General features: G+C 59.3%; 21 protein-coding genes and 2 tRNA genes. 1 reads left to right on the top strand and 22 read right to left on the bottom strand.

The window, feature by feature from the left end:
* Positions 1-290: 290 nt before the first annotated feature.
* From AACX99_RS17310 to AACX99_RS17265, 10 genes are all read right to left on the bottom strand, one after another.
* Positions 291-367: transfer RNA gene (locus AACX99_RS17310), tRNA-Pro, on the bottom strand.
* A gap of 90 nt (positions 368-457) precedes the next feature.
* Positions 458-814, bottom strand: coding sequence for a MerR family transcriptional regulator (locus AACX99_RS17305; RefSeq protein WP_090256190.1), 357 nt, complete (start codon positions 812-814; stop codon positions 458-460).
* Positions 795-1,097, bottom strand: coding sequence for an integration host factor subunit alpha (ihfA, locus tag AACX99_RS17300; RefSeq protein ID WP_003243414.1), 303 nt, complete (start codon positions 1,095-1,097; stop codon positions 795-797). Before ihfA ends, AACX99_RS17305 begins: the two co-directional genes overlap by 20 nt.
* A 3-nt stretch (positions 1,098-1,100) precedes the next feature.
* The gene (gene pheT / locus AACX99_RS17295) at positions 1,101-3,479 is read right to left on the bottom strand and encodes a phenylalanine--tRNA ligase subunit beta (RefSeq protein ID WP_339413666.1); all 2,379 of its coding nucleotides are present in this window, start codon (positions 3,477-3,479) and stop codon (positions 1,101-1,103) included.
* Between the two features lie 45 nt (positions 3,480-3,524).
* Entirely contained in the window at positions 3,525-4,541 is a 1,017-nt protein-coding gene (gene pheS / locus AACX99_RS17290; protein WP_339413665.1) for a phenylalanine--tRNA ligase subunit alpha, read from the bottom strand.
* A gap of 95 nt (positions 4,542-4,636) precedes the next feature.
* The gene (gene rplT, locus AACX99_RS17285; protein ID WP_040069108.1) at positions 4,637-4,993 is read right to left on the bottom strand and encodes a 50S ribosomal protein L20; all 357 of its coding nucleotides are present in this window, start codon (positions 4,991-4,993) and stop codon (positions 4,637-4,639) included.
* A 26-nt stretch (positions 4,994-5,019) separates the two neighbouring features.
* Positions 5,020-5,214, bottom strand: a complete 195-nt coding sequence (rpmI, locus tag AACX99_RS17280) for a 50S ribosomal protein L35 (RefSeq protein ID WP_079202156.1) — start codon at positions 5,212-5,214, stop codon at positions 5,020-5,022.
* A gap of 60 nt (positions 5,215-5,274) precedes the next feature.
* Positions 5,275-5,826: a translation initiation factor IF-3 gene (gene infC / locus AACX99_RS17275; RefSeq protein ID WP_339413675.1), complete on the bottom strand. Its 552-nt coding sequence runs from the start codon at positions 5,824-5,826 to the stop codon at positions 5,275-5,277.
* Positions 5,826-7,748 (bottom strand): threonine--tRNA ligase, encoded by a 1,923-nt coding sequence (gene thrS, locus AACX99_RS17270; RefSeq protein ID WP_339413663.1) that lies wholly within the window; start codon positions 7,746-7,748, stop codon positions 5,826-5,828. Before thrS ends, infC begins: the two co-directional genes overlap by 1 nt.
* A 242-nt stretch (positions 7,749-7,990) precedes the next feature.
* Positions 7,991-8,067 (bottom strand) — tRNA-Val (locus AACX99_RS17265).
* Between the two features lie 186 nt (positions 8,068-8,253).
* Between AACX99_RS17265 and AACX99_RS17260 the strand changes: the two genes are divergently transcribed.
* Entirely contained in the window at positions 8,254-9,537 is a 1,284-nt protein-coding gene (locus AACX99_RS17260) for an NAD(P)/FAD-dependent oxidoreductase (protein ID WP_339413662.1), read from the top strand.
* Positions 9,538-9,612: 75 nt separating this feature from the next.
* Here AACX99_RS17260 and AACX99_RS17255 read toward each other — a convergent pair whose 3' ends face one another.
* The 12 genes from AACX99_RS17255 to AACX99_RS17200 form a co-directional block, all read right to left on the bottom strand.
* The gene (locus AACX99_RS17255) at positions 9,613-10,302 is read right to left on the bottom strand and encodes a PA2778 family cysteine peptidase (protein WP_339413661.1); all 690 of its coding nucleotides are present in this window, start codon (positions 10,300-10,302) and stop codon (positions 9,613-9,615) included.
* Positions 10,303-11,207: 905 nt separating this feature from the next.
* A complete protein-coding gene (gene pcaC, locus AACX99_RS17250; RefSeq protein ID WP_339413660.1) occupies positions 11,208-11,600 on the bottom strand; it encodes a 4-carboxymuconolactone decarboxylase in 393 nt (130 codons plus the stop codon).
* A 30-nt stretch (positions 11,601-11,630) separates the two neighbouring features.
* Entirely contained in the window at positions 11,631-12,419 is a 789-nt protein-coding gene (pcaD, locus tag AACX99_RS17245) for a 3-oxoadipate enol-lactonase (RefSeq protein ID WP_339413659.1), read from the bottom strand.
* 9 nt (positions 12,420-12,428) lie between these two features.
* Positions 12,429-13,790, bottom strand: a complete 1,362-nt coding sequence (locus tag AACX99_RS17240; RefSeq protein WP_339413658.1) for a 3-carboxy-cis,cis-muconate cycloisomerase — start codon at positions 13,788-13,790, stop codon at positions 12,429-12,431.
* Positions 13,791-13,972: 182 nt separating this feature from the next.
* Positions 13,973-15,178: a 3-oxoadipyl-CoA thiolase gene (gene pcaF, locus AACX99_RS17235; protein ID WP_339413657.1), complete on the bottom strand. Its 1,206-nt coding sequence runs from the start codon at positions 15,176-15,178 to the stop codon at positions 13,973-13,975.
* Positions 15,175-15,957 (bottom strand): CoA-transferase subunit beta, encoded by a 783-nt coding sequence (locus AACX99_RS17230; protein ID WP_339413656.1) that lies wholly within the window; start codon positions 15,955-15,957, stop codon positions 15,175-15,177. Before AACX99_RS17230 ends, pcaF begins: the two co-directional genes overlap by 4 nt.
* Positions 15,957-16,805 (bottom strand): CoA transferase subunit A, encoded by an 849-nt coding sequence (locus AACX99_RS17225; RefSeq protein ID WP_339413655.1) that lies wholly within the window; start codon positions 16,803-16,805, stop codon positions 15,957-15,959. The genes AACX99_RS17230 and AACX99_RS17225 overlap by 1 nt, the downstream gene beginning before the upstream one ends.
* A gap of 153 nt (positions 16,806-16,958) precedes the next feature.
* Positions 16,959-17,801: an IclR family transcriptional regulator domain-containing protein gene (locus AACX99_RS17220; RefSeq protein ID WP_339413654.1), complete on the bottom strand. Its 843-nt coding sequence runs from the start codon at positions 17,799-17,801 to the stop codon at positions 16,959-16,961.
* Between the two features lie 209 nt (positions 17,802-18,010).
* On the bottom strand, positions 18,011-18,616 hold the full coding sequence (gene pcaG / locus AACX99_RS17215; protein WP_339413653.1) for a protocatechuate 3,4-dioxygenase subunit alpha: 606 nt from the start codon (positions 18,614-18,616) through the stop codon (positions 18,011-18,013).
* A gap of 13 nt (positions 18,617-18,629) precedes the next feature.
* The gene (gene pcaH / locus AACX99_RS17210) at positions 18,630-19,349 is read right to left on the bottom strand and encodes a protocatechuate 3,4-dioxygenase subunit beta (protein WP_339413652.1); all 720 of its coding nucleotides are present in this window, start codon (positions 19,347-19,349) and stop codon (positions 18,630-18,632) included.
* Positions 19,350-19,453: 104 nt separating this feature from the next.
* On the bottom strand, positions 19,454-20,386 hold the full coding sequence (gene pcaQ, locus AACX99_RS17205) for a pca operon transcription factor PcaQ (RefSeq protein ID WP_339413651.1): 933 nt from the start codon (positions 20,384-20,386) through the stop codon (positions 19,454-19,456).
* Between the two features lie 99 nt (positions 20,387-20,485).
* On the bottom strand, positions 20,486-21,355 hold the full coding sequence (locus tag AACX99_RS17200) for a helix-turn-helix domain-containing protein (RefSeq protein WP_339413650.1): 870 nt from the start codon (positions 21,353-21,355) through the stop codon (positions 20,486-20,488).
* Positions 21,356-21,381 lie beyond the last annotated feature (26 nt).

The raw sequence follows: 21,381 nt of genomic DNA, 5'->3' as shown, positions 1-21,381 counted from the left end.
GCAAGATGCTCGGCCTTCGCTTGGCAGTGTGGGCAGCTCTGTAGCGAGGGCAAGCTATCAAGAATCTCTGTTGCCGGTGGTTCCTGCAGCGCCTGGTGAAGCGCGGATTTCTGTTTGGCACTGAGCTAGCTCACCTGGGCCAACCAGCGCTGAAAGGCTTGAGTATCCATGGTGGGCTGACCTCACAAGCGGATGTCTGCCTTAAAGCGTAGTCCTTGCAACACGGTCTTGGGACATAGCCCACAAAAAAGCCTAGTCATCACTGACCAGGCTCTAATGCTTGAATTATATGGTCGGGACGGAGTGATTCGAACACTCGACCCCTAGCACCCCATGCTAGTGCGCTACCGGACTGCGCTACGCCCCGACTAGGCGTGAATCCATTTTCGGACACCCGAAAACGTCGCGAACTATACATTAAGCTTCTGAAATGTGAAAACTTTTTTGAATAAGGCGACTATTTCCTAAGCACCAACAACACGTCTTCAAGCTCGGTAATCATTTGCTTGATCAGCTGCTTGTACTGGGTGCTGTCATCTTTGGCTTCATCGCCTGAAAGACGCTGACGCGCACCACCGATGGTAAAGCCTTGATCATACAAAAGCGCACGGATCTGCCGAATCATCAGCACATCTTGGCGTTGATAATAGCGGCGATTACCCCGTCGCTTAACCGGGTTGAGTTGTGGGAACTCCTGCTCCCAATAACGCAACACGTGCGGTTTAACAGCACAGAGCTCGCTAACTTCACCAATGGTGAAGTAGCGCTTGCCGGGTATGACGGGTAGTTCGTCGTTATGACTTGGTTCCAGCATACGCCTCGACCCTGGCTTTAAGTTTCTGGCCTGGACGGAAAGTCACGACACGGCGAGCCGTAATCGGAATTTCCTCTCCTGTTTTTGGATTGCGACCGGGGCGCTGACGCTTATCGCGCAGATCAAAGTTACCGAACCCCGAGAGCTTGACCTGTTCATTGAGCTCCAGCGCTTGGCGGATCTCCTCAAAGAACAGCTCCACCAACTCCTTGGCTTCCCGTTTATTCAGGCCCAGCTCTTCATACAGACGTTCCGCCATCTCAGCTTTCGTCAGAGCCCCCATACGCTACTTCCTTAACGTGGCGTTGAACCTTTGTTCCAGGCAGGTGAGGATATTTTGCGTTGTGGTACTCACCTCATCGTCATTAAGAGTGCGCGATGGATGCTGCCAGGTCAAGCCGACGGCAAGGCTTTTTCTATCTGGATCAATGCCTTTACCGTGATACACGTCAAATAGCTTGAGGTCGGTCAACCACTCGCCAGCCGCCTCACGAATAGCACCCAGTAAATCCTGTGCAGGCACATCACGCTCAACCAAGACAGCCAGATCACGCCGCACTTCAGGAAACTTCGAAAGCTCCTGAAACTTAGGCATCCCCCCCTGAGCGATCTCACCCAGAACCAGCTCAAACATAAAGACAGCCTGATCCAGACCCAGCGCCTTCGACAATTCGGGATGAATAGCACCAAGGAATCCGACTACACGTCCTTCACGCTCAATGCGCGCCGCTTGCCCCGGATGCAGCGCTGGATGCTCGCCCGGCACAAATGCAAAACTATCGCCCGCACCGGCGCTGGCCAGCAATGCTTCAACATCAGCCTTCACATCATAGAAGTCGACGTCATCGCGACTATGTGCCCAACCCTCAGGCAGACGACCACCACAAATCACACCAGCCAGCATCGACTCTTGTTTCAAGCCTTCAAGCTGACCAACAAAGCGCAAGCCGCTTTCGAACAAGCGCACACGCGACTGCTGACGATTAAGGTTGTGCTCAAGCGCCTTGATCAGACCCGGCCACAAGGAAGAACGCATCGCCGCCATGTCTGCGGAGATCGGATTAGCCAACATCAGCGGCGCAACGCCTGGATTGAAAAGTTCGAACAGCTTGGGATCGATAAAGCTGTAGGTAATTGCTTCCTGATAGCCACGGGCAACCAGCAAACGGCGCAGCGCTGGCAGTTCGACTGCGGCTTCAGCCTTGGCCTGTGGAGCCAAACGCGCTTGCGGGTAACGCACCGGCAAGCGGTTGTAACCATACAAGCGGGCAAGCTCTTCGATTAGATCGACTTCCAGGCTGATATCGAAGCGGTGACTTGGCACACCAACCTGCCACTGCCCGTCGCCATCAGCACGAATGTCCAAGCCCAAAGCCGCCAGCAAACGAACAACTTCGGCATCATCCATCTTCAGGCCGAGCATCTGCTCGATGCGCTCAGCGCGCAGCGTGACCGGCGCAACGCTCGGCAAGTAATCCTGATTGACGACCTCGATAATCGGTCCGGCTTCGCCACCGACGACTTCCAGCAAAAGCGCAGTCGCACGCTCCATCGCCTCGCGGGCCAGCTGCCAGTCCACGCCACGCTCGAAGCGGTGCGACGCATCCGTGTGCAAACCGTAAGAGCGCGCCTTGCCAGCGATGGCAATGGTGTCGAAGAACGCACTCTCAAGGAACAGATCCCGGGTCTTTTCGTTGACGCCGCTGTGCTCGCCGCCCATCACGCCAGCAATAGCCAAGGCACGGCTGTGATCGGCGATCACCAGCGTATCGCTACGCAGGCTGACTTCCTGACCATCAAGCAGGACAAGCTTCTCGCCCTCCTCAGCCATACGCACACGGATGCCGCCATTGATCTCGGCGAGGTCAAACGCATGCAGCGGCTGACCCAGCTCAAGCATCACGTAGTTGGTGATGTCGACCGCTGCATCGATGCTGCGCACATCCGCGCGGCGCAGACGCTCAACCATCCACAGCGGCGTGGGCTTGGACAGATCGACATTGCGCACCACCCGACCGAGGTAGCGCGGGCAGGCTTGCGCAGCCAGAACTTCAACCGGGCGTACTTCATCATGGCTCGGTGCAACCGCATCAACTATCGGCCGAGCAACAGGCGCGGCATACAAGGCACCCACCTCACGCGCCAAGCCAGCCAACGACAGGCAGTCACCACGGTTCGGGGTCAGATCGACTTCGATGCTGGCATCATCCAGATCCAGATAGACACGAATGTCCTGGCCCACCGGCGCATCAGCCGGCAGCTCCATCAGACCGTCATTTTCTTCACTAATCTGCAGCTCAGAGGCCGAGCAAAGCATGCCGTTGGACTCAACGCCGCGCAGCTTGGCTTTCTTGATCTTGAAGTCGCCGGGCAGTTCGGCACCGATCATGGCGAACGGAATCTTCAGACCAGGGCGCACATTGGGCGCACCGCACACCACCTGAAAGGTTTCCGCACCATTGCTGACCTGGCACACACGCAGCTTGTCGGCATCGGGGTGCTGCTCGGTGCTCAGCACCTCACCCACCACCACGCCACTGAATACGCCGGCGGTCAGCGATACGCTGTCGACTTCAAGACCGGCCATGGACAGGCGGGCAACCAGGTCCTCGCGGGATACTTGCGGGTTTACCCAGCTGCGCAACCATTGTTCACTGAATTTCATACTGTCTGTTCTCCTGAACCAATTCGATTACGGAATGCGAGGACGCTAGCGAAATTGCGCCAGGAACCGCAGGTCGTTATCGAAGAACAGCCGTAAATCGTTGACGCCGTAACGCAGCATGGCCAGACGCTCAACACCCATACCGAAGGCGAAGCCGGAGTATTTTTCCGGATCAATGCCAGACATGCGCAGCACATTCGGGTGCACCATGCCGCAGCCCATGACTTCCAGCCAGCCGGTCTGCTTGCAGACACGGCAGCCTTTGCCGCTGCACATCACGCACTGCATATCGACTTCGGCCGACGGCTCTGTGAACGGGAAGAACGAAGGGCGGAAACGTACGCCCAACGGCTTTTCGAAGAACACCCGAAGAAACTCCTCGATGGTGCCCTTGAGATCAGCAAAACTCACACCCTCATCGACCAGCAGGCCTTCGACCTGGTGGAACATCGGCGAATGGGTGATATCGGAGTCGCAGCGATACACACGGCCGGGGCAAACAATGCGGATCGGCGGCTGCTGCGATTCCATGGTGCGCACCTGTACCGGCGAGGTGTGGGTGCGCAGCAACATATTCGCGTTGAAATAGAAGGTGTCATGCATCGCCCGCGCCGGATGATGGCCGGGGATATTGAGCGCCTCGAAGTTGTGGTAGTCGTTCTCGACCTCGGGGCCTTCGGCGATGCCGTAGCCTATCCGAGTAAAGAACTGCTCAACGCGCTCCAGTGTCCGCGTGACCGGATGCAGGCCACCCGAGACCTGGCCACGGCCAGGCAAGGTAACGTCGATTTTTTCGGCGGCGAGCCTGGCGCTCAGCGCAGCCTGTTCCAATTTTTCTTTGCGAGCATTCAGGGCCTCCTGAACTCGGTCCTTGGCAGCATTGATCAGCGCGCCGGCTTGCGGACGCTCTTCTGCCGACAAGTTACCCAGGGTTTTCATCACCTGAGTCAATTCGCCTTTCTTGCCCAGATAGTGAACCCGCAATTGCTCCAGGGCATTCACATCGTCGGTGTGGCTAACGGCCTCAAGCGCTTGCGAGACCAGCACATCCAGATTTTCCATTTACAGACTCCAGATACGAAATAGGGGAAGAGCTTGAAGGCTCTTCCCCTATTGGTGACGTTTAGCACCGGGCGAGCCCGGTGATTGTCGGGGACTTAAGCCAGTACGGCTTTCGCTTTCTCGACAATCGCAGCAAACGCCGCTTTTTCGTTCACTGCCAGATCAGCCAGTACCTTACGGTCGATCTCGATGGACGCTTTTTTCAGGCCGGCAATGAAACGGCTGTAGGACAGGCCGTTAACACGAGCACCAGCGTTGATACGAGCGATCCACAGAGCGCGGAACTGACGTTTTTTCTGACGGCGGTCGCGGTAGGCGTACTGGCCTGCCTTGATCACAGCCTGCTTGGCAACGCGGAATACGCGTGAGCGTGCACCGTAGTAGCCTTTAGCGAGTTTCAGAATTTTTTTGTGACGCTTGCGAGCGATAACGCCGCGCTTAACACGAGCCATGAGTAATTTCCTCTATCTTGACCGGATTATCGAACGCGCAACATGCGCGCCACTTTTGCTACGTCGGACGGATGCACCATGGTGCTACCGCGCAGTTGACGCTTACGCTTAGTGGACATCTTGGTCAGGATGTGGCTCTTGAAAGCGTGCTTGTGCTTGAAGCCGTTAGCGGTTTTAAGAAAACGCTTGGCTGCACCACTCTTAGTTTTCATCTTTGGCATGTTCGGATACTCCGCATTCAGTTGATAAACATAACCACTAGGCCTGCCGTGCCCGGGTGATTACTTCTTCTTTTTGGGGGCGATGACCATTATCAGCTGGCGTCCTTCCATCTTTGGATGCTGTTCAACGGTGCCGTATTCAAGCAGGTCAGCTTCAACCCGCTTCAACAACTCCATGCCCAGCTCCTGATGCGCCATCTCACGGCCGCGGAATCGAAGCGATACCTTGGCCCTGTCCCCATCACTAAGGAAACGTACCAGGTTGCGTAGTTTTACCTGGTAATCCCCTTCCTCCGTCCCTGGACGAAACTTGATTTCTTTAACCTGAATCTGCTTCTGGTTTTTCTTGGCAGCGGCGATCTGCTTCTTCTTTTCGAAGATCGACTTGCCGTAGTCCATCAGCTTACAAACAGGGGGCACTGCATCGGCAGAAATCTCTACCAGATCCAGCTTGGCCTCTTCGGCCTTAAGAAGCGCGTCTTCAATTGACACAATCCCAAGCTGCTCACCCTCAGCGCCAATTAACCGAACCTCGCGTGCCGAGATATTCTCGTTGATCGGGGCCTTCGGTGCAGCTCGCTTATCTTGTCTCATTTCACGCTTAATAATGATTACTCCAAATCTTGGCGACCACGCCGGGAAACCGCTTGCGCGAGAAGTTCAACGAATTGAGTGACGGGCATGGAGCCCAGATCAGCACCTTCACGGGTACGCACAGCGACAGTTTTCGTCTCGACCTCCCGATCTCCGATAACCAAGAGATAGGGAGCCTTGAGCAAAGTATGCTCGCGGATTTTAAAGCCTATCTTCTCGTTCCTCAAGTCAGACTTGGCACGAAAACCGCTTTGATTGAGCGATTTTTCCACTTCGAGGGCAAAATCGGCCTGCTTGTCCGTGATATTCATTACCACGGCCTGGGTCGGCGCCAACCAAGCCGGGAACGCACCCTCGTAGTGCTCGATCAAAATACCGATAAAGCGTTCAAACGAACCGAGAATCGCACGGTGCAGCATCACCGGATGCTTACGGCTATTGTCCTCACTGACGTACTCCGCCCCCAACCGCACCGGCAAGTTAAAGTCGAGCTGCAAGGTACCACACTGCCAGACACGACCCAGGCAGTCCTTCAGTGAGAACTCGATCTTCGGCCCGTAGAAGGCACCCTCACCCGGCTGCAGATCATAAGCCAGCCCAGCGCTATCGAGCGCCGCCGCCAACGCTGCCTCGGCACGATCCCACAAATCATCCGAACCCACACGCTTATCCGGACGCGTGGAGAGCTTGAGCTGAATATCGGTAAAGCCAAAATCAGCGTAAACAGCCTGAGTCAACTTGATAAAGTCTGCCGACTCAGCCTGCATCTGCTCTTCGGTACAGAAGATATGCGCGTCATCCTGAGTAAAGCCACGCACACGCATGATGCCGTGCAGCGCACCGGACGGCTCATTTCGGTGACAAGCACCGAACTCGGCCAGACGCATCGGCAACTCGCGGTAGCTCTTAAGCCCCTGATTGAACACTTGCACGTGACACGGGCAGTTCATCGGCTTGATCGCGTAATCACGACTTTCCGACTCAGTGGTGAACATGTTCTCGGCGTAGTTTGCCCAGTGCCCGGACTTCTCCCACAGCGAGCGATCGACCACCTGCGGGGTCTTGATCTCGAGATAGCCATGCTCGCGCTGCACGCCACGCATGTACTGCTCCAGCACCTGATAAAGAGCCCAGCCATTGGGGTGCCAGAACACCATGCCCGGCGCTTCTTCCTGGGTGTGAAACAGATTCAGACGCTTGCCGATCTTACGGTGATCGCGCTTCTCAGCCTCTTCAATGCGTTGGATATAGGCCGCCAACTGCTTCTTATCAGCCCAGGCAGTGCCGTAAACGCGCTGCAATTGCTCGTTCTTGGCATCGCCGCGCCAGTAGGCACCGGAGAGCTTGGTCAGTTTGAATGCCTTGAGGAAGCGCGTATTCGGCACGTGCGGACCGCGGCACATGTCGACGTATTCTTCGTGGTAGTACAGACCCATAGCCTGCTCATCCGGCATATCTTCAACCAGACGCAGCTTGTATTCCTCACCACGGGCAGTGAAGACATCAATAACTTCGGCGCGCGGCGTCACTTTCTTGATGACGTCATAGTCCTTCTCGATCAGCTGCTGCATCCGCTGCTCGATTGCCGCCACATCATCTAGAGTGAAAGGACGCTCAGATGCGATGTCGTAGTAGAAGCCTTCTTCAATGACCGGACCGATCACCATCTTGGCAGTGGGAAACAACTGCTTGACCGCATGACCAATCAAATGCGCGCAGGAGTGGCGAATGATTTCCAGGCCTTCCTGATCTTTTGGCGTAATGATTTGCAGGGTTGCGTCGCTATCAATCAGGTCACAGGCATCAACCAGCTTGCCATTGACCTTGCCAGCTACCGTGGCTTTAGCCAGGCCAGCACCAATAGATTGCGCCACCTCGAGCACAGATACCGAGTGATCGAACGAACGCTGACTGCCGTCGGGAAGAGTAATGATGGGCATGGCGCCTCCTCTCCTAGTGGTGACCTCTACCAAAGGCCACATGGGTTGGGATGAGCCAGTAAGCGATTCAGCGGTATACCTGCCATACAGTGGCGGGAGCTTTTCAGCCAACCAAAAACCGAACCGGGGTCACTGGAGGTTTTAAACAGCGATTTACCGCACGGATGCTTGCAGAAAGCCTGGCCTACTGGCAAGAACCCAATAAAAAAGGGCCGCCTAAGCGACCCTTTTTCTACCAAATCTGGTAGGCACGATTGGACTCGAACCAACGACCCCCACCATGTCAAGGTGGTGCTCTAACCAACTGAGCTACGTGCCTACGATGGGTGCGCATTCTACGGTCACGCAAAAAACTGTCAACCTATTTTTTGCGCTAACTGCCTGAATAACTGAATTTTTTACTGTTTCATGGCGCGTTTAATATTTCACACAGGCCACTAGCCGGGCATTTTCAACTCAGGTAGCATCTGCCCATTCGTAAAAAATAAAGAACAGAGGTTGCAAAATGGCGCACACAGCTTATCCACAATCCTACTACGCGGCCTCCGCCAATCCGGTACCAGCGCGCCCGGAATTGAATGGTGAAGTCGAGACTGACGTGTGCATAGTCGGCGCAGGTTACACCGGCCTGTCCACGGCCATCGCCCTGCTCGAAAACGGCTTTAAAGTCAGCATCGTCGAAGCGGCCAAGGTCGGCTTCGGTGCATCAGGGCGCAATGGCGGCCAGATCGTTAACAGTTATAGCCGCGACATTGATGTGATCGAACGCAGCGTCGGCCCCAAGCAGGCAAAACTGCTGGGCGACATGGCATTCGAAGGCGGTAGGATCATTCGCGAGCGTATCGCCAAGTACAACATCCAGTGCGACCTTAAGGATGGTGGCGTATTCGCGGCCAACACCCCCAAGCATATGAAACACCTGGAGTCGCAGAAAAAGCTTTGGGAGCGCTACGGCCATACCCAGCTGGAACTGATGGACGCCAAGCGTATACAAGAAGTTGTCGGCACCGACATTTATGCCGGCGGCATGCTAGATATGAGTGGCGGTCACATCCACCCGCTCAACCTGGCATTGGGCGAAGCCGCGGCTGTCGAATCGCTCGGAGGAGTCATTTACGAGCAATCTCCGGCTATCCGCATTGAGCGCGGTGCCAATCCCGTTGTGCACACGCCCAACGGCCGAATCAAAGCCAAGTTCGTAGTAGTGGCTGGTAACGCCTACTTAGGCAACCTGATTCCCGAACTGTCGGCCAAGTCGATGCCATGCGGCACTCAGGTGATTACTACTGAGCCGTTATCCGCCGAATTGGCAAAGAGCCTGCTGCCGCAGGACTACTGCGTAGAAGACTGCAACTACTTGCTCGATTACTACCGCCTTAGCGGTGATAACCGCCTGATCTTTGGCGGCGGCGTGGTCTACGGCGCACGCGACCCGGCAAACATCGAAGCGATCATTCGCCCGAAGATGCTCAAGGCCTTCCCGCAGTTGAAGGATGTGAAGATCGACTACGCCTGGACCGGCAACTTCCTGCTGACCCTGTCGCGCCTGCCGCAAGTCGGCCGCCTCGGCGACAACATCTACTACTCACAAGGCTGCAGCGGCCACGGCGTAACTTATACTCACCTGGCCGGCAAAATCTTGGCCGAAGCCCTGCGCGGTCAGGCCGAACGCTTCGACGCCTTCGCCGACCTGCCGCACTATCCATTCCCGGGCGGGCGGATGTTCCAAGTGCCATTCAGCGCACTGGGCGCCTGGTATTACACCTTGCGTGACAAGCTGGGCATCTAAAACCAGCGCCACAAACAGAAACGGCACCTCTAAGGTGCCGTTTTGCGTTCTGACTTAAGTCATTGCTGAACGCCGTTACAGCGCGGCATCCGGCCAAACCTGACGGGCCGTGCGCAACGCTCGCTGCGCCGCAGCGCCTCGGCCTTGCTGCTGCAGATCACGGGCAGCCTGCAACCAGACTCGCTCAAGGGGTTGCGCAGGCAATTGATTGGTCGGCTGAATCAATACAGCCCAACGCCCGGCCTCCTCCCAGGCATCGTCGAAACTGGCAAAACTGGTGTACCAGCGCCGGGTATTGCCCGAACGCATTACCAACGTGCGTTCGCGCTGGTCATAACCGACTAGCAACGCAAACTGCGAACCCGGCCCACCAAACAGCCGATCCTGCATCACCAGCACCGGATGCCCTGCGGATACCTGCTGCATCAGCGCATCCAAATTACCGGGCAAAGGGTAAACCAGTAGATCATAAGAGCGCGCCACCGCCTCAAGCCCGGCTTGCGTGCTCTGCTCTTTGGCCAATTGCTGCATGCGCTCATCCACCAGACCCGGGCTACTGATCACCCCGTGATGATTGAGCAGCGCCGCCAACGCCGAAGGCCCGCCCTGGGCATCACTGAGTTGAAAGAACGGCACATCGGCCAACTCGACCCGCTCGGGCAAGCGCTTGGTCTCAGGCAGCAGCTGCGGCCCACTGGCGCAGGCACCGAGCAGACATAACAGGGCAACCGGCAGAAGCTTTACTACGCGCACAGACTGAAACATCACTTACCCACCGACTTGTTTGTGGCGCAGAGCATAACGATGAAGTGCCGGTGACCCAACCCATCCGCACAAAATGCCAGATTTGCCTGCCAATGCCGGCCAAGTCATGTGCAAAAGCGAAAATCCTCTCCGGGCTGATAAACTGCCGGGCATTGCACCGACACTGCCCACACCAGGCACAGCCACCGAATCACGACCGTCGCCCCTGCGCCTGCCGTCAATTAGACAGACTCCGATGCCCGAAAACTCTGCACTTACCGCCAACACACCCCCAGCCACGCTTTCTCGGCGCTTCTCCGTAGCGCCGATGATGGATCGGACTGATTTACCCTGAAAGCCACAATTTAATTGAACTACAAGCTGCATAACAAAAGAACGTACCACTTTCGTACCACTAATATTAATGCATGACATATAAACGGCGGCCGACTGATCCATAGAGCCTACGTATTTCTGATCCGATGCCCTCCCCGTCCTCGACTTGCAGTTTTCAGAATGATTGGAAACTAGAAATGCCAGACCAATCTGGCCTCCCCCATTTAAGGGGACATTCAAGTCGAGGAATCCATCATGTTGAAGCACCTGTTCGCCACGCTCATAAAAAGCCTGCTTCGCCCTAGATTCAATCCGGGATACCAAACCAGAATCTATCCAACGCGTGGGGAAGTAATCGTTGTGCATGACAGCCTGGACTTCGGTTCAATCGCAACGAATGACCAGTTGGGCCGTATGGCAGAGTTTTGGAAGGGAAATGAAGATCCTGATTTCCAACCAGCTCCCACCGGCTGGTTAGAACCTGCGTTAGAGCTTTGCTCTATGAGCGAGTTTTTCGGACACGCAAAGCAACCTGCTCCAGATAACTCTCATATTGGCCGATCCCAAAAAAATGGCTCTGGATTCAGCCTTCAGAGAAGCGACTCCACGCCCAGCTCGTCCCACACCTCCTCGGCCAGGTGGAAGGTGGCGTTGGCCGCCGGGATGCCGCAGTAGATCGCGCTCTGCATCAGCACTTCCTTGATCTCATCGCGGGTCACGCCGTTGTTCTTCGCCGCCTTGAGGTGCAGGCGCAGTTCGCCTTCGCGGTTCATGCCGATCAGCATGGCGATGGTGATCAGGCTGCGGGTGTGGCGCGGCAGGCCGGGACGGGTCCAAATATCGCCCCAGGCATGCCGGGTGATCATTTCCTGGAACTCCTCGTTGAACGGCGTCAGGTGTTGCAGGCTGCGGTCAACATGGGCGTCGCCGAGTACTGCACGGCGTACCTGCATGCCGGCTTCATAGCGTTGTTTTTCGTCCATTTCTGGCTCCGTAAATAAGTACAAGGTCGATCAGGCGCAGAGGAAGTCCAGCACACGACGGGTGAACGGCTCACCGCTTTCGACGTTGGATAGGTGCGCGGCGTGGAACTCGACCAGCTCGGCACCACGGATGCGTTCCTGCATAAAACGGCCATGCTCGGGGGTAGTCACCACATCGGCCGTGCCGCAGACGATCAGGGTCGGTGCTTTGATGTTGGCGACCTGCTCACGGAAGTCGGCGTCGCGCACCGCCGCGCAGTTGGCGGCATAGCCTTGCGGCGAAGTGGCGGCCAGCATACCGACCACCGGTTCGACCCGCTTCGGTTCGGCCACGGCAAACTCAGGGGTGAACCAGCGCGCAATCGAAGCATCACGCAGCGCCAGCATGGCGGCCTGGCCGTCGCGCAACACGGTTTCGATGCGCGGGTTCCACACCTCCGGGCTGCCGATTTTCGCTGCGGTATTGCACAGCACCAGGCGCTGGATGCGCGCTGGCGCGTTGATCGCCAGCCACTGGCCGATCAAACCGCCCATGGACAGGCCGCAGAAATGCGCCTTGGCAATATCCAGCGCATCCAGCAGGGCCAGCACGTCGCGGCCGTTCTGCTCGATGCTGTAGAGGCCGTCGGTGACCAACGACTGGCCATGACCACGGGTGTCGTAACTTAAGACGCGAAAGTGCTCGGCGAAGGCCGCCACTTGCGCATCCCACATGTGCAGATCAGTACCCAGCGAGTTGGACAGCACCAGCACCGGCGCAGCCACGGGGCCTTCGAGACTGTAAAAAAGTTCGCCATCGGCGAGCTGTACGGCGGGCATAAAAAACTCCTAATTCGAAAAATTCTGGTGTTCGGCCACGGCGCGCTCGACCCAGCGGCGGGCCTGGCCGAGGTAGAGGGCCGGATCAAGCAGACAATCCAGCTCGGCGGCGGACAGTTGCGCGCTGACCTCGGCATTTGTGCCGAGCACCTGACGCAGGTGTACGCCCTCGCGCACGGCTTGCTTGCAGCACTGTTCGAGCAGATGGTGGGCGGCGTCGCGGCCAATACGTTGAGCCAGAGCGATGCTCACCGCCTCGGCCAGCACCAGGCCTTGCGTCAGGTCGAGGTTGCTGCGCATGCGCGCAGAATCCACTTCCAGGCCTGGCACCAGCAGCAGTGCCTGCTGCAGCGCGCCGGAGACCAGGCAGCACAACTCCGGCAGGGTGTCCCATTCGGCGTGCCACAGGCCCAGGCTGCGCTCGTGCTCCTGCGGCATGGCACTGAACATGGTCGCGACGAGACCCGGCGCGCGGGTGGCGGCGCCGATCAACACAGCAGCACTGACCGGATTGCGCTTGTGCGGCATGGTTGAGGAGCCACCCTTGCCCGGTGCGGCTGGCTCGAAGACTTCGCCGGCCTCGGTCTGCATTAGCAGGCTGAGGTCGCGGCCAAACTTGCCCAGGCTGCCGGCGAGCAGGCCGAGCAGGCTGGCGAATTCAACTAAACGGTCGCGTTGGGTATGCCAGGGCTGCTCGGGCAGTTGCAGGCCAAGCTCAATGGCCAGGGCTTCGCTCACCGGCCAGGCCAGCTCGCCCAGCGCAGCCAGACTGCCGGAGGCGCCACCGAACTGCAGCACCAGCAGACGCGGTTTGAGTTCAGCCAAGCGCTGGCGATGGCGAGTGATGGCACCAAGCACGCCGGCCAGCTTCATGCCAAGGGTCACCGGGGTAGCGTGCTGCAGCCAGGTGCGCCCGGCCAGCGGGGTATCGGCGTGGCGCTCGGCCTGCACGGCCAGGGCCGCCGCCAGTTGCGCCAGGTCCTGCTCGAGCAGGGCGATGGCCGCGCGCAGTTGCAGGATCAGGCCACTGTCCATAGCGTCCTGGCTGGTGGCACCCAGATGCACGTAGCGCTCGGCCTCGGCGCTGTGCGCCGCAACCTGCTTACCCAGCGCCTTGACCAGCGGGATGGCCGAGTTGCCGGCGGTGACAATGGCCTGGGCCAGTTCGGCAAAATCATAACGCTCAGCCTGGCAGGCGTTGGCGATGGCTTGCACGGCCGCCTGCGGGATCAGACCGCTGCTGGCCTCGGCACGCGCCAGGGCGGCCTCGAAATCCAGCATGCCCTGCACCCGGCCGTGATCGGAAAAGATCGCGCGCATGGCAGGCGCAGTGAAATAGGCGTCGAAGAGTTGGTTGCTCGGGCTGTTCAAGCCGATGCTCCGCAGATCAGAAGGAATATTCGTTTTATAGCAGTGAGCGGCGCACGACCAGCCTTTGCACGACGGGCTCGCTTGGTAATCGGGTTTCCGAGACCCTGGGGATTATCAGGTGAGTCCGTCGTGCAAAGGCGCAGTCGCTTGTTTGCGCCCCTTAACGAGGGCGCAAATTTCAATTAAACGCGTTCGATGGCCAACGCCAGGCCCTGACCAACGCCAACACACATGGTCGCCAGCCCCAGACGCCCGCCGGATTTCTCCAGTTGATGCAGTGCAGTCTGCACCAGGCGCGCGCCACTGGCACCCAGCGGGTGGCCGAGGGCGATGGCACCGCCATTAGGGTTGACCTTGCTGCTGTCGTCGGCCAGGCCCAGCTCGCGGGTCACGGCCAGGCCCTGGGCGGCGAAGGCTTCGTTGAGTTCGATTACGTCGAAGTCATGGATGCTCATTTTCAGTCGGTCGAGCAGCTTGCACACCGCCGGCACCGGGCCGATGCCCATCACTCGCGGCGCCACGCCGGCACTGGCCATGCCCAGCACCTTGGCGCGAGCGGTCAACCCATATTTCTGTACTGCCTCGGCAGAGGCCAGGATCAACGCCACGGCGCCGTCATTGACCCCCGAGGCATTGCCGGCGGTGACGGTCTTGCCCTCGCCATTCACCGGCTTGAGTTTGCTCAGTGTTTCCAGCGAGGTGTCGGGACGCAGATGTTCGTCCGCCTCAATCACGCTGTCGCCCTTCTTGCCCTTGATCACTACCGCAACGATTTCCTCGGCGAAGTAGCCCTCGGCCTGAGCACGCCCGGCACGCTGCTGGCTGCGCAAGGCAAAGGCGTCCTGGTCGGCGCGGCTGACCTGGTAATCATCGGCCACGTTGTCGGCAGTCTGCGGCATGGCATCGACGCCGTACTGCGCCCTCATCAGCGGGTTGATAAAGCGCCAGCCGATGGTGGTGTCTTCGATTTTTTGCCCACGAGAGAAGCCGCTATCGGCCTTGCCCATCACATAGGGCGCCCGCGACATCGACTCGACGCCGCCGGCCAGGGCCAGCTCCATCTCGCCACTGGCGATGGCGCGGAAGGCGGTGCCCACCGCGTCCATGCCCGAGGCGCAGAGGCGATTGAGGGTTACCCCCGGAATGCTTTCCGGCAGGCCGGCCAGCAGCAAAGCCATGCGCGCGACGTTGCGGTTGTCTTCGCCGGCCTGGTTGGCGCAGCCCATAAAGACTTCGTCGATGGCCAGTTGATCGAGCTGCGGGTTGCGTTCGAGCAGAGCCTTGAGCGGGATGGCCGCCAGGTCGTCGGCGCGCACCGCTGCCAAACCGCCGCCGAAGCGGCCGATCGGGGTGCGGATGGCGTCGCAGATAAATACCTCGCGGCTCATTCCTCACCCCCGGCCTGGCCGTGGGCCGCTGCAGTACGCGCTTCCAGAGCGCGCAGCGCTTCCAGCTCAAAGGCCTGCGGTACTTCTGTCTCGGCCACCTGATCGGCGAAGCGGATCGGCCAGCCGGTGGCGGCGATGATCTGTTCGCGGCTCACGCCCGGATGGATCGAGGTGACCACAAATTCCTTGCTGCCGGCTTCCGGTTCCATGATGCACAGGTCGGTGATGATCGCCACCGGGCCGGCGCCGGGCAGGCCCAGCTGCTGGCGATGCTCGCCGCCTTCGCCATGGCCGACCGAGGTGATAAAGGCCAGCTTGTCGACGAAGGTGCGGTGGCCCTGCTTGAGGATGATAAACACCTTCTTCGCGCTGCCGGCGATCTCCGGCGCGCCGCCGGCACCCGGCAGGCGCACTTTCGGGTTGTGGTAGTCGCCGATCACGGTGGTGTTGATATTGCCGAACTTGTCGACCTGGGCCGCGCCGAGGAAGCCGACGTCGATGCGCCCGCCCTGCAGCCAGTAGCGGAAGATCTCGCCGGTGGGCACCACGGTGTCGGCGGTCTCGGCCAGTTCGCCGTCGCCGATGGACAGTGGCAGCACGCTGGGTTTGGCACCGATCGGGCCAGATTCGTAAATCAGGGTCACGTCCGGGGCGTGGGTCAGGCGCGCCAGGTTGGCGGCCTTGGACGGCAGGCCGATGCCGACGAAGGTCACGTCGCTGTTGCCGAGACGGCGCGAGGCGGCCACGGTCATCATTTCATTGGTGCTGTAGGCGCTCATTAGTTGGCCTCCTGAAGCTTGGCCTGATAGGCAGCGAAATCGGCGGTGCCGCGGATGTAGGTGTCGATCCAAGCGCTGAAGGTTTCGCGGTCGCGGGCGATCGGGTCCCAGGCCTGGTAGAAGCGGTTGTCGCGCTCGTAGTAACCGTGGGCGTAAGACGGATGCGCGCCGCCTGGCACCAGGCACACGGCGCTCAGCGCCCAGCCTGGCAGCACACAGGCGTTCATCGGTGCATTCAGCTCGTTGACGATTTCTTCGACCGTGACGATGCAGCGTTTGGCCGCCAAGGCCGCCTCCTTCTGCACACCGAGGATGCCCTGGATCAGCACATTGCCCTTGCGGTCGGCCTTCTGCGCGTGGATCACGGTGACATCTGGACGCACGCTGGGCACGGCGGCCAGTTGCTCGCCCGTGAAGGGGCACTGGATAAACTTGATGTCCGGATTGACCTTGAGCAGATCCGAACCCTGATAGCCGCGCAGCACTGCAAATGGCAGGCCGGAGGCACCGGCCACATAGGCGTTGGCCATGGCGGCGTGGCTATGCTCGCTGATCTGCAGCGGCTGCGGCCAGCCCTTCTCCACCGCGTCACGCAGACGGTGCAGCGAACCCACGCCGGGGTTGCCGCCCCAGGAGAAGATCAGCTTCTTCGCACAGCCGGCACCGATCAGCAGGTCATAGACCAGATCCGGGGTCATGCGGATCAGGGTCAGATCCTTGCGCCCCTGGCGGATGATTTCGTGGGACGCGGCAGTCGGGATCAGGTGAGTGAAGCCTTCGAGGGCGATGCTATCGCCGTCGTGAACGAAGCGCTGGATGGCTTCGCGCAGAGTGAGGATTTCAGCCATGGTGGTTCTCGTCGTTTGCCATAGCGCACAGATGCGCTGGATGACAAAGACGTTAACGCTGGCATGCCCTCCAAACAATCCGATTATCGACTATCCGTTCGATAATCGAACGATATGCAATGCATGCTCAACCACCTCGCGCAGCTTCACAGCTTAATGAAACAACAGCGAACTCAGCTCATGACTGGCAGCTAACAGAATCGGGAGAAATCGCGACTCCAACTCTTTACGCGTCACTCGCCCGGCATGCGTTCCTACATTGAGAGCCGCCAATACCTGGCCAGCAGAATCCTTCAGCGGCACGGCTACCGAACGCAGCCCCATCTCCAGTTCCTGGTCGATGATCACCCAACCCTGCTGGCGGATCTCGGCGATATTGGCGCGCAGGCCTTCAACGGTGTGGATGGTGCGGCTGGTCTTCACCTGCAGGTCGGCGTGCTCCAGGTAATCGTCCAGGGCCAGGTCATCGAGACCGGCGAGGAGAATGCGGCCCATGGAGGTGCAATAAGCCGGCAACCGGCTGCCGACGCTGAGGTCAACCGAGATCAGGCGCTGCGGTGTCGCCGAACGGGCGATGTAGAGAATCTCATCGCCTTCCAGGGTGGCCATGGAACAGGCCTCGTGCAACTGCTCGCTGATGCGGTCGAGGATCGGCTGAGCGGTGACTGCCAGCGGCGTCGACGACAGGTAAGCATGGCCGAGGGTGAGCACCTTGGGCAGCAGCGAATAGGTGCGCCCGTCAGTGGTGGCGTAGCCCAGTTTCATCAGCGTGTGCAAGCAACGGCGCACGGCGGCGCGGGGAATCTCGGTGCGGTGGCTGATCTGCGCAATGGTCAGGTGACGCTTGCGCTCTTGGAAGGCGTGAATCACCGCAAGGCCGCGGGCCAGCGAGGTCATAAAGTTAGGGTCGCCGGTCAATGCTTCGATGCGTTTAGCCGGCGAAGCCACGATCGGCGGTGCCAGGGTCGACAGTGGCAGAGGCGATTCTTCGCTCATTATTTTTGTCCTGTGCATAGCTGCGAGGGGGATGGTGTTACGAAGTGCTGAGCGATTATCGAACCATGGTTCGATAATCGCAATTCACCTCTCTAGCTCATGCGCCAGATGTGGTGCCGCTACCAATCCCACCGACAACTTACAGATCCAATAGAGCCCAGCCGCCATTTCCCAGTCTTGCGCTATGTCGCACGCGCGGCTGGATCCCACTAGAAGTCGAAGAACACCGTTTCACCGTCACCTTGGATGCGCATGTCGAAACGATAAGCCGGTTTGCCGTCCACCTCGCAGGGATAGGCTAATAAGGTCTCGCGGCGCTGCGGCTGTTCGATCAGGTTGAGCACCGGATCCTTGGCATTGGCCTCAGCTTCGTCGGCAAAATACAGGCGGGTTTGTAGGTGAATATTGATGCCACGGGCAAACAACGAGACGTTGATATGCGGCGCCATCGGCACGCCAGCGGCGTTGCTCACCACGCCCGGCTTAATGGTGTGCAGCATCCAGCCACCGGCATCGAAGGTGGTGGCCGTGCGCCCGAAGCTGTTGAAGGGTTTTTCCAGGTTGAATTCGGCGTCGTACTGACCTTGGTGGTCGGCCTGCCAGAACTCCACAAAGGAGTCGCGCACCAGGTGGCCGTTGCCGTCGTAAACATTGCCGATCAGGGTGATGTGCTCGCCCGGCGCGCCGGGTTTGGCCATCTGATTCCAGATTTCCTGAGGGCGGCTCGGGTTACCGGCGGCCTCCAGGGCCAGGCCGATGTGTACGAAGGGGCCGGCAGTTTGCGAAGGGGTTTCCGGGAGCAGTTGGGTAGGCATGTTCAGTTACTCCTCAGCGGTTTTCAAAGTGAGTTTGACGCTGCCCGCGCAGCACGATGTCGAAGCGATAGGCCAGGCAATCCATGGGATTGGCTGCGCTCATATCGAGCTTGGCGATCAGGCTCTGCACCGCGTCCGGGTTGGCGATCGACTTGACGATCGGACACATCGCAATCAGCGGGTCACCTTCGAAATACAGTTGGGTTATCAGGCGAGTGGAAATCGACGGACCACTGATGGAGACGTGGATATGCGCCGGGCGCCAGTCATTCGGGCCGTTGCGCCAGGGGTACGGCCCGGGCTTGATGGTGCGGAAACTGTAATAACCCTGACTGTTGGTCAGGGCGCGGCCAACGCCGCCAAAGTTGGGGTCGAGCGGTGCCAGGTAACGGTCGTTCTTGTGGCGGTAGCGGCCACCAGCGTTGGCCTGCCACATCTCCACCAGGGTATGCGGGATCGGCTTGCCGTACTGGTCCATTACCCGCCCAGCGACGATGATGCGCTCCCCCACCGGCAGGCCGCCGTTGTTGAAGTTGAGTAGCAGGTCGTTGTCGTGCTGGCCCATTTTCAAATGAGAAAAATCCGGCCCGCTGGTTTCCGAGATCGACTGCGGGATGCTGACCTGCGCCTGGCGCGGCGAGCGGGCAATCGAGGTTTTGTAGTCGGGGGTGAAAGCCTTAGGGTGCCAGTTACGGTCGCGAATGACGAAGCGGCTATTCTGCGCGTCGGGCATGTCGATCTCCTCTTAATTGGAATGGGTACAGGCTTGGCAGCCAGTCTCAACCAGAGTCATGCGACTGAAAATTGAAAAAATCGTCATCATCCATAACCTATAAGTTATGGATTAAGCCCTTCACGATAATCCGCCGCCGCCTCGCGCAAGGCCTCGCAGCACCACTGCGCCGCCAGCGAAAGTGCCGCCGTGGGGTTGCTGCAGATGCCCACCGAGCCGCCGGGTTCACGCAGGCCAATATCCAGTTCAGACAGCTCGCCGCGTGCCAGGTCCTGGCGCACGGCATCCTGCGGGGCGATCCATACCGCATCGCTGCGCTGCACGTAGCGCCGGCTTAGGGCGACCGAGAGAGTTTCCAGGCGCTGCTGCGGCATGACGATGCCGCACTGCACATAAAGGCTGTCGGCATAGCGGCGAATGGTGGTGCCGGCCAGCGGCAACACCACCGGATAGTCGCCCAGCTGGCTACGGTCCTGCAGATCCGCCTGCAGCAAGGCATGACCGGGACGCACCACCAGCACCATCGATTCGCTGTACAGATGCTCGAAGCTCAGCCCCTCAATCTGCGGGCTATCGGTCATACGCCCGACCACTAGGTCCAACGCGCCGACCCGCAACTGATCAAGCAGATGGGCACTGGGCCCGGTAACCACGCTGACCACTAGGGCCGCGTGCTGCTGGTGCAAGCGTCGCACCACATCCGGCAGCAGCGAGCTTTCCACCGTCGACAACACGCCGAGGCGCACCACCCCGGCCTCATGTTCGCCGCTGCGCAAGCTGCGCACACCCTCACGCAAGGCCAGCACGCTAGGCCCGGCGTAGCGCATAAAGGCCAGCCCGGCCGCGGTTGGCACGACGCCCTGCTTGCTACGGTCGAATAAGCGGGTGGCGAGGACTTCCTCCAGTTCCTTGAGGGTCTTCGACACCGCCGGCTGGCTGATCGCCAAGACCTCGGCAGCACGCGCCAGGCTGCCCTGGCGCGCCACTTCGAGAAAGCACAGCAGGTGGCGAAACTTGATGCGGTTGTCGATATTCACGGCGAACCTGTAACGAATGGTGAGCCACAAGCCTAACGCCAAGCAGGCCACTCAGACAAAGAAATGGTTATGGATAGGGCAAACTAGTGGCTGGTTGGCTTAACGCTGCAGACGGAAGGCCTTGGGCGACAGCCCACTGCCGCGCTTGAAGAAACGGGAAAAATACGCCGGCTCGGAAAAGCCCAGGCTGTCCGATACCTGATTGATGGTCATCGCGGTGTACACCAGGCAGCGCTTGGCCTCCAGCAACAAGCGCTGGTTGATCAGCTGCAAGGCCGACTGCCCAGCCAACCGCCTACACAAGGCATTCAGGTGCGCAGCACTGATGCCCAATTCGACAGCGTACTGCTCGATAGGCCGGTGCTCGCGAAAGTGTATTTCCAGCAGGCGGGTAAAGCGTTGCAGGTGTTCGCGGCCACGGTCCGGGCTCTGCGCCTCGGCATGCTCAAGGGCCAGCGAGCGGCGCCCGACCCACACCAGCAAGGCACTGATCAGCGACTGCAACATCAGCTCACGCCCCGGCTGCTGGCTGCTGTACTCCTCGGCTATCGAGTCGAACAAGGCGTCCAGATAGCGTTGTTGCTCACCCACTGGGTAACAGGCGGCGCGCGCCAGCGGCGGGCTGTCGAGCACTGTACCGAGTTGCTCCACCAACGGTAGAGCAAGGCTCAGCACATGGCCCTGGATCTCCTGAGAAAAGCGAAAACCATGCACGCTGAGCGCTGGTACCACCTGCAACGCAGGTTGTTGCACGCGGTTGACCACGCCCTCCACTTCCAGCTCGGCGCTGCCGCCCTGCACATACAGCAGCTGCACCAGATCGCCATGCCGGTGGGGTTTTATTTCCCAGTCGTGCAGACGACTGCGTTCGGGAATGGATTCGCAGTGAATCAGGTCCGGCGTCGGCCAAGCGGTGGTTTCACCGTACAGTTTGAACACCGGCACCGCTGTGACAGGAGGCTTATGCATCACACAACAACACTCGAAAAATCCAG

Source organism: Pseudomonas sp. EA_35y_Pfl2_R5, assembly GCF_963970805.1.
In the GTDB taxonomy this organism is placed as follows: Bacteria; Pseudomonadota; Gammaproteobacteria; order Pseudomonadales; family Pseudomonadaceae; genus Aquipseudomonas.
This window is presented reverse-complemented; position numbering and strand designations above follow the sequence as displayed.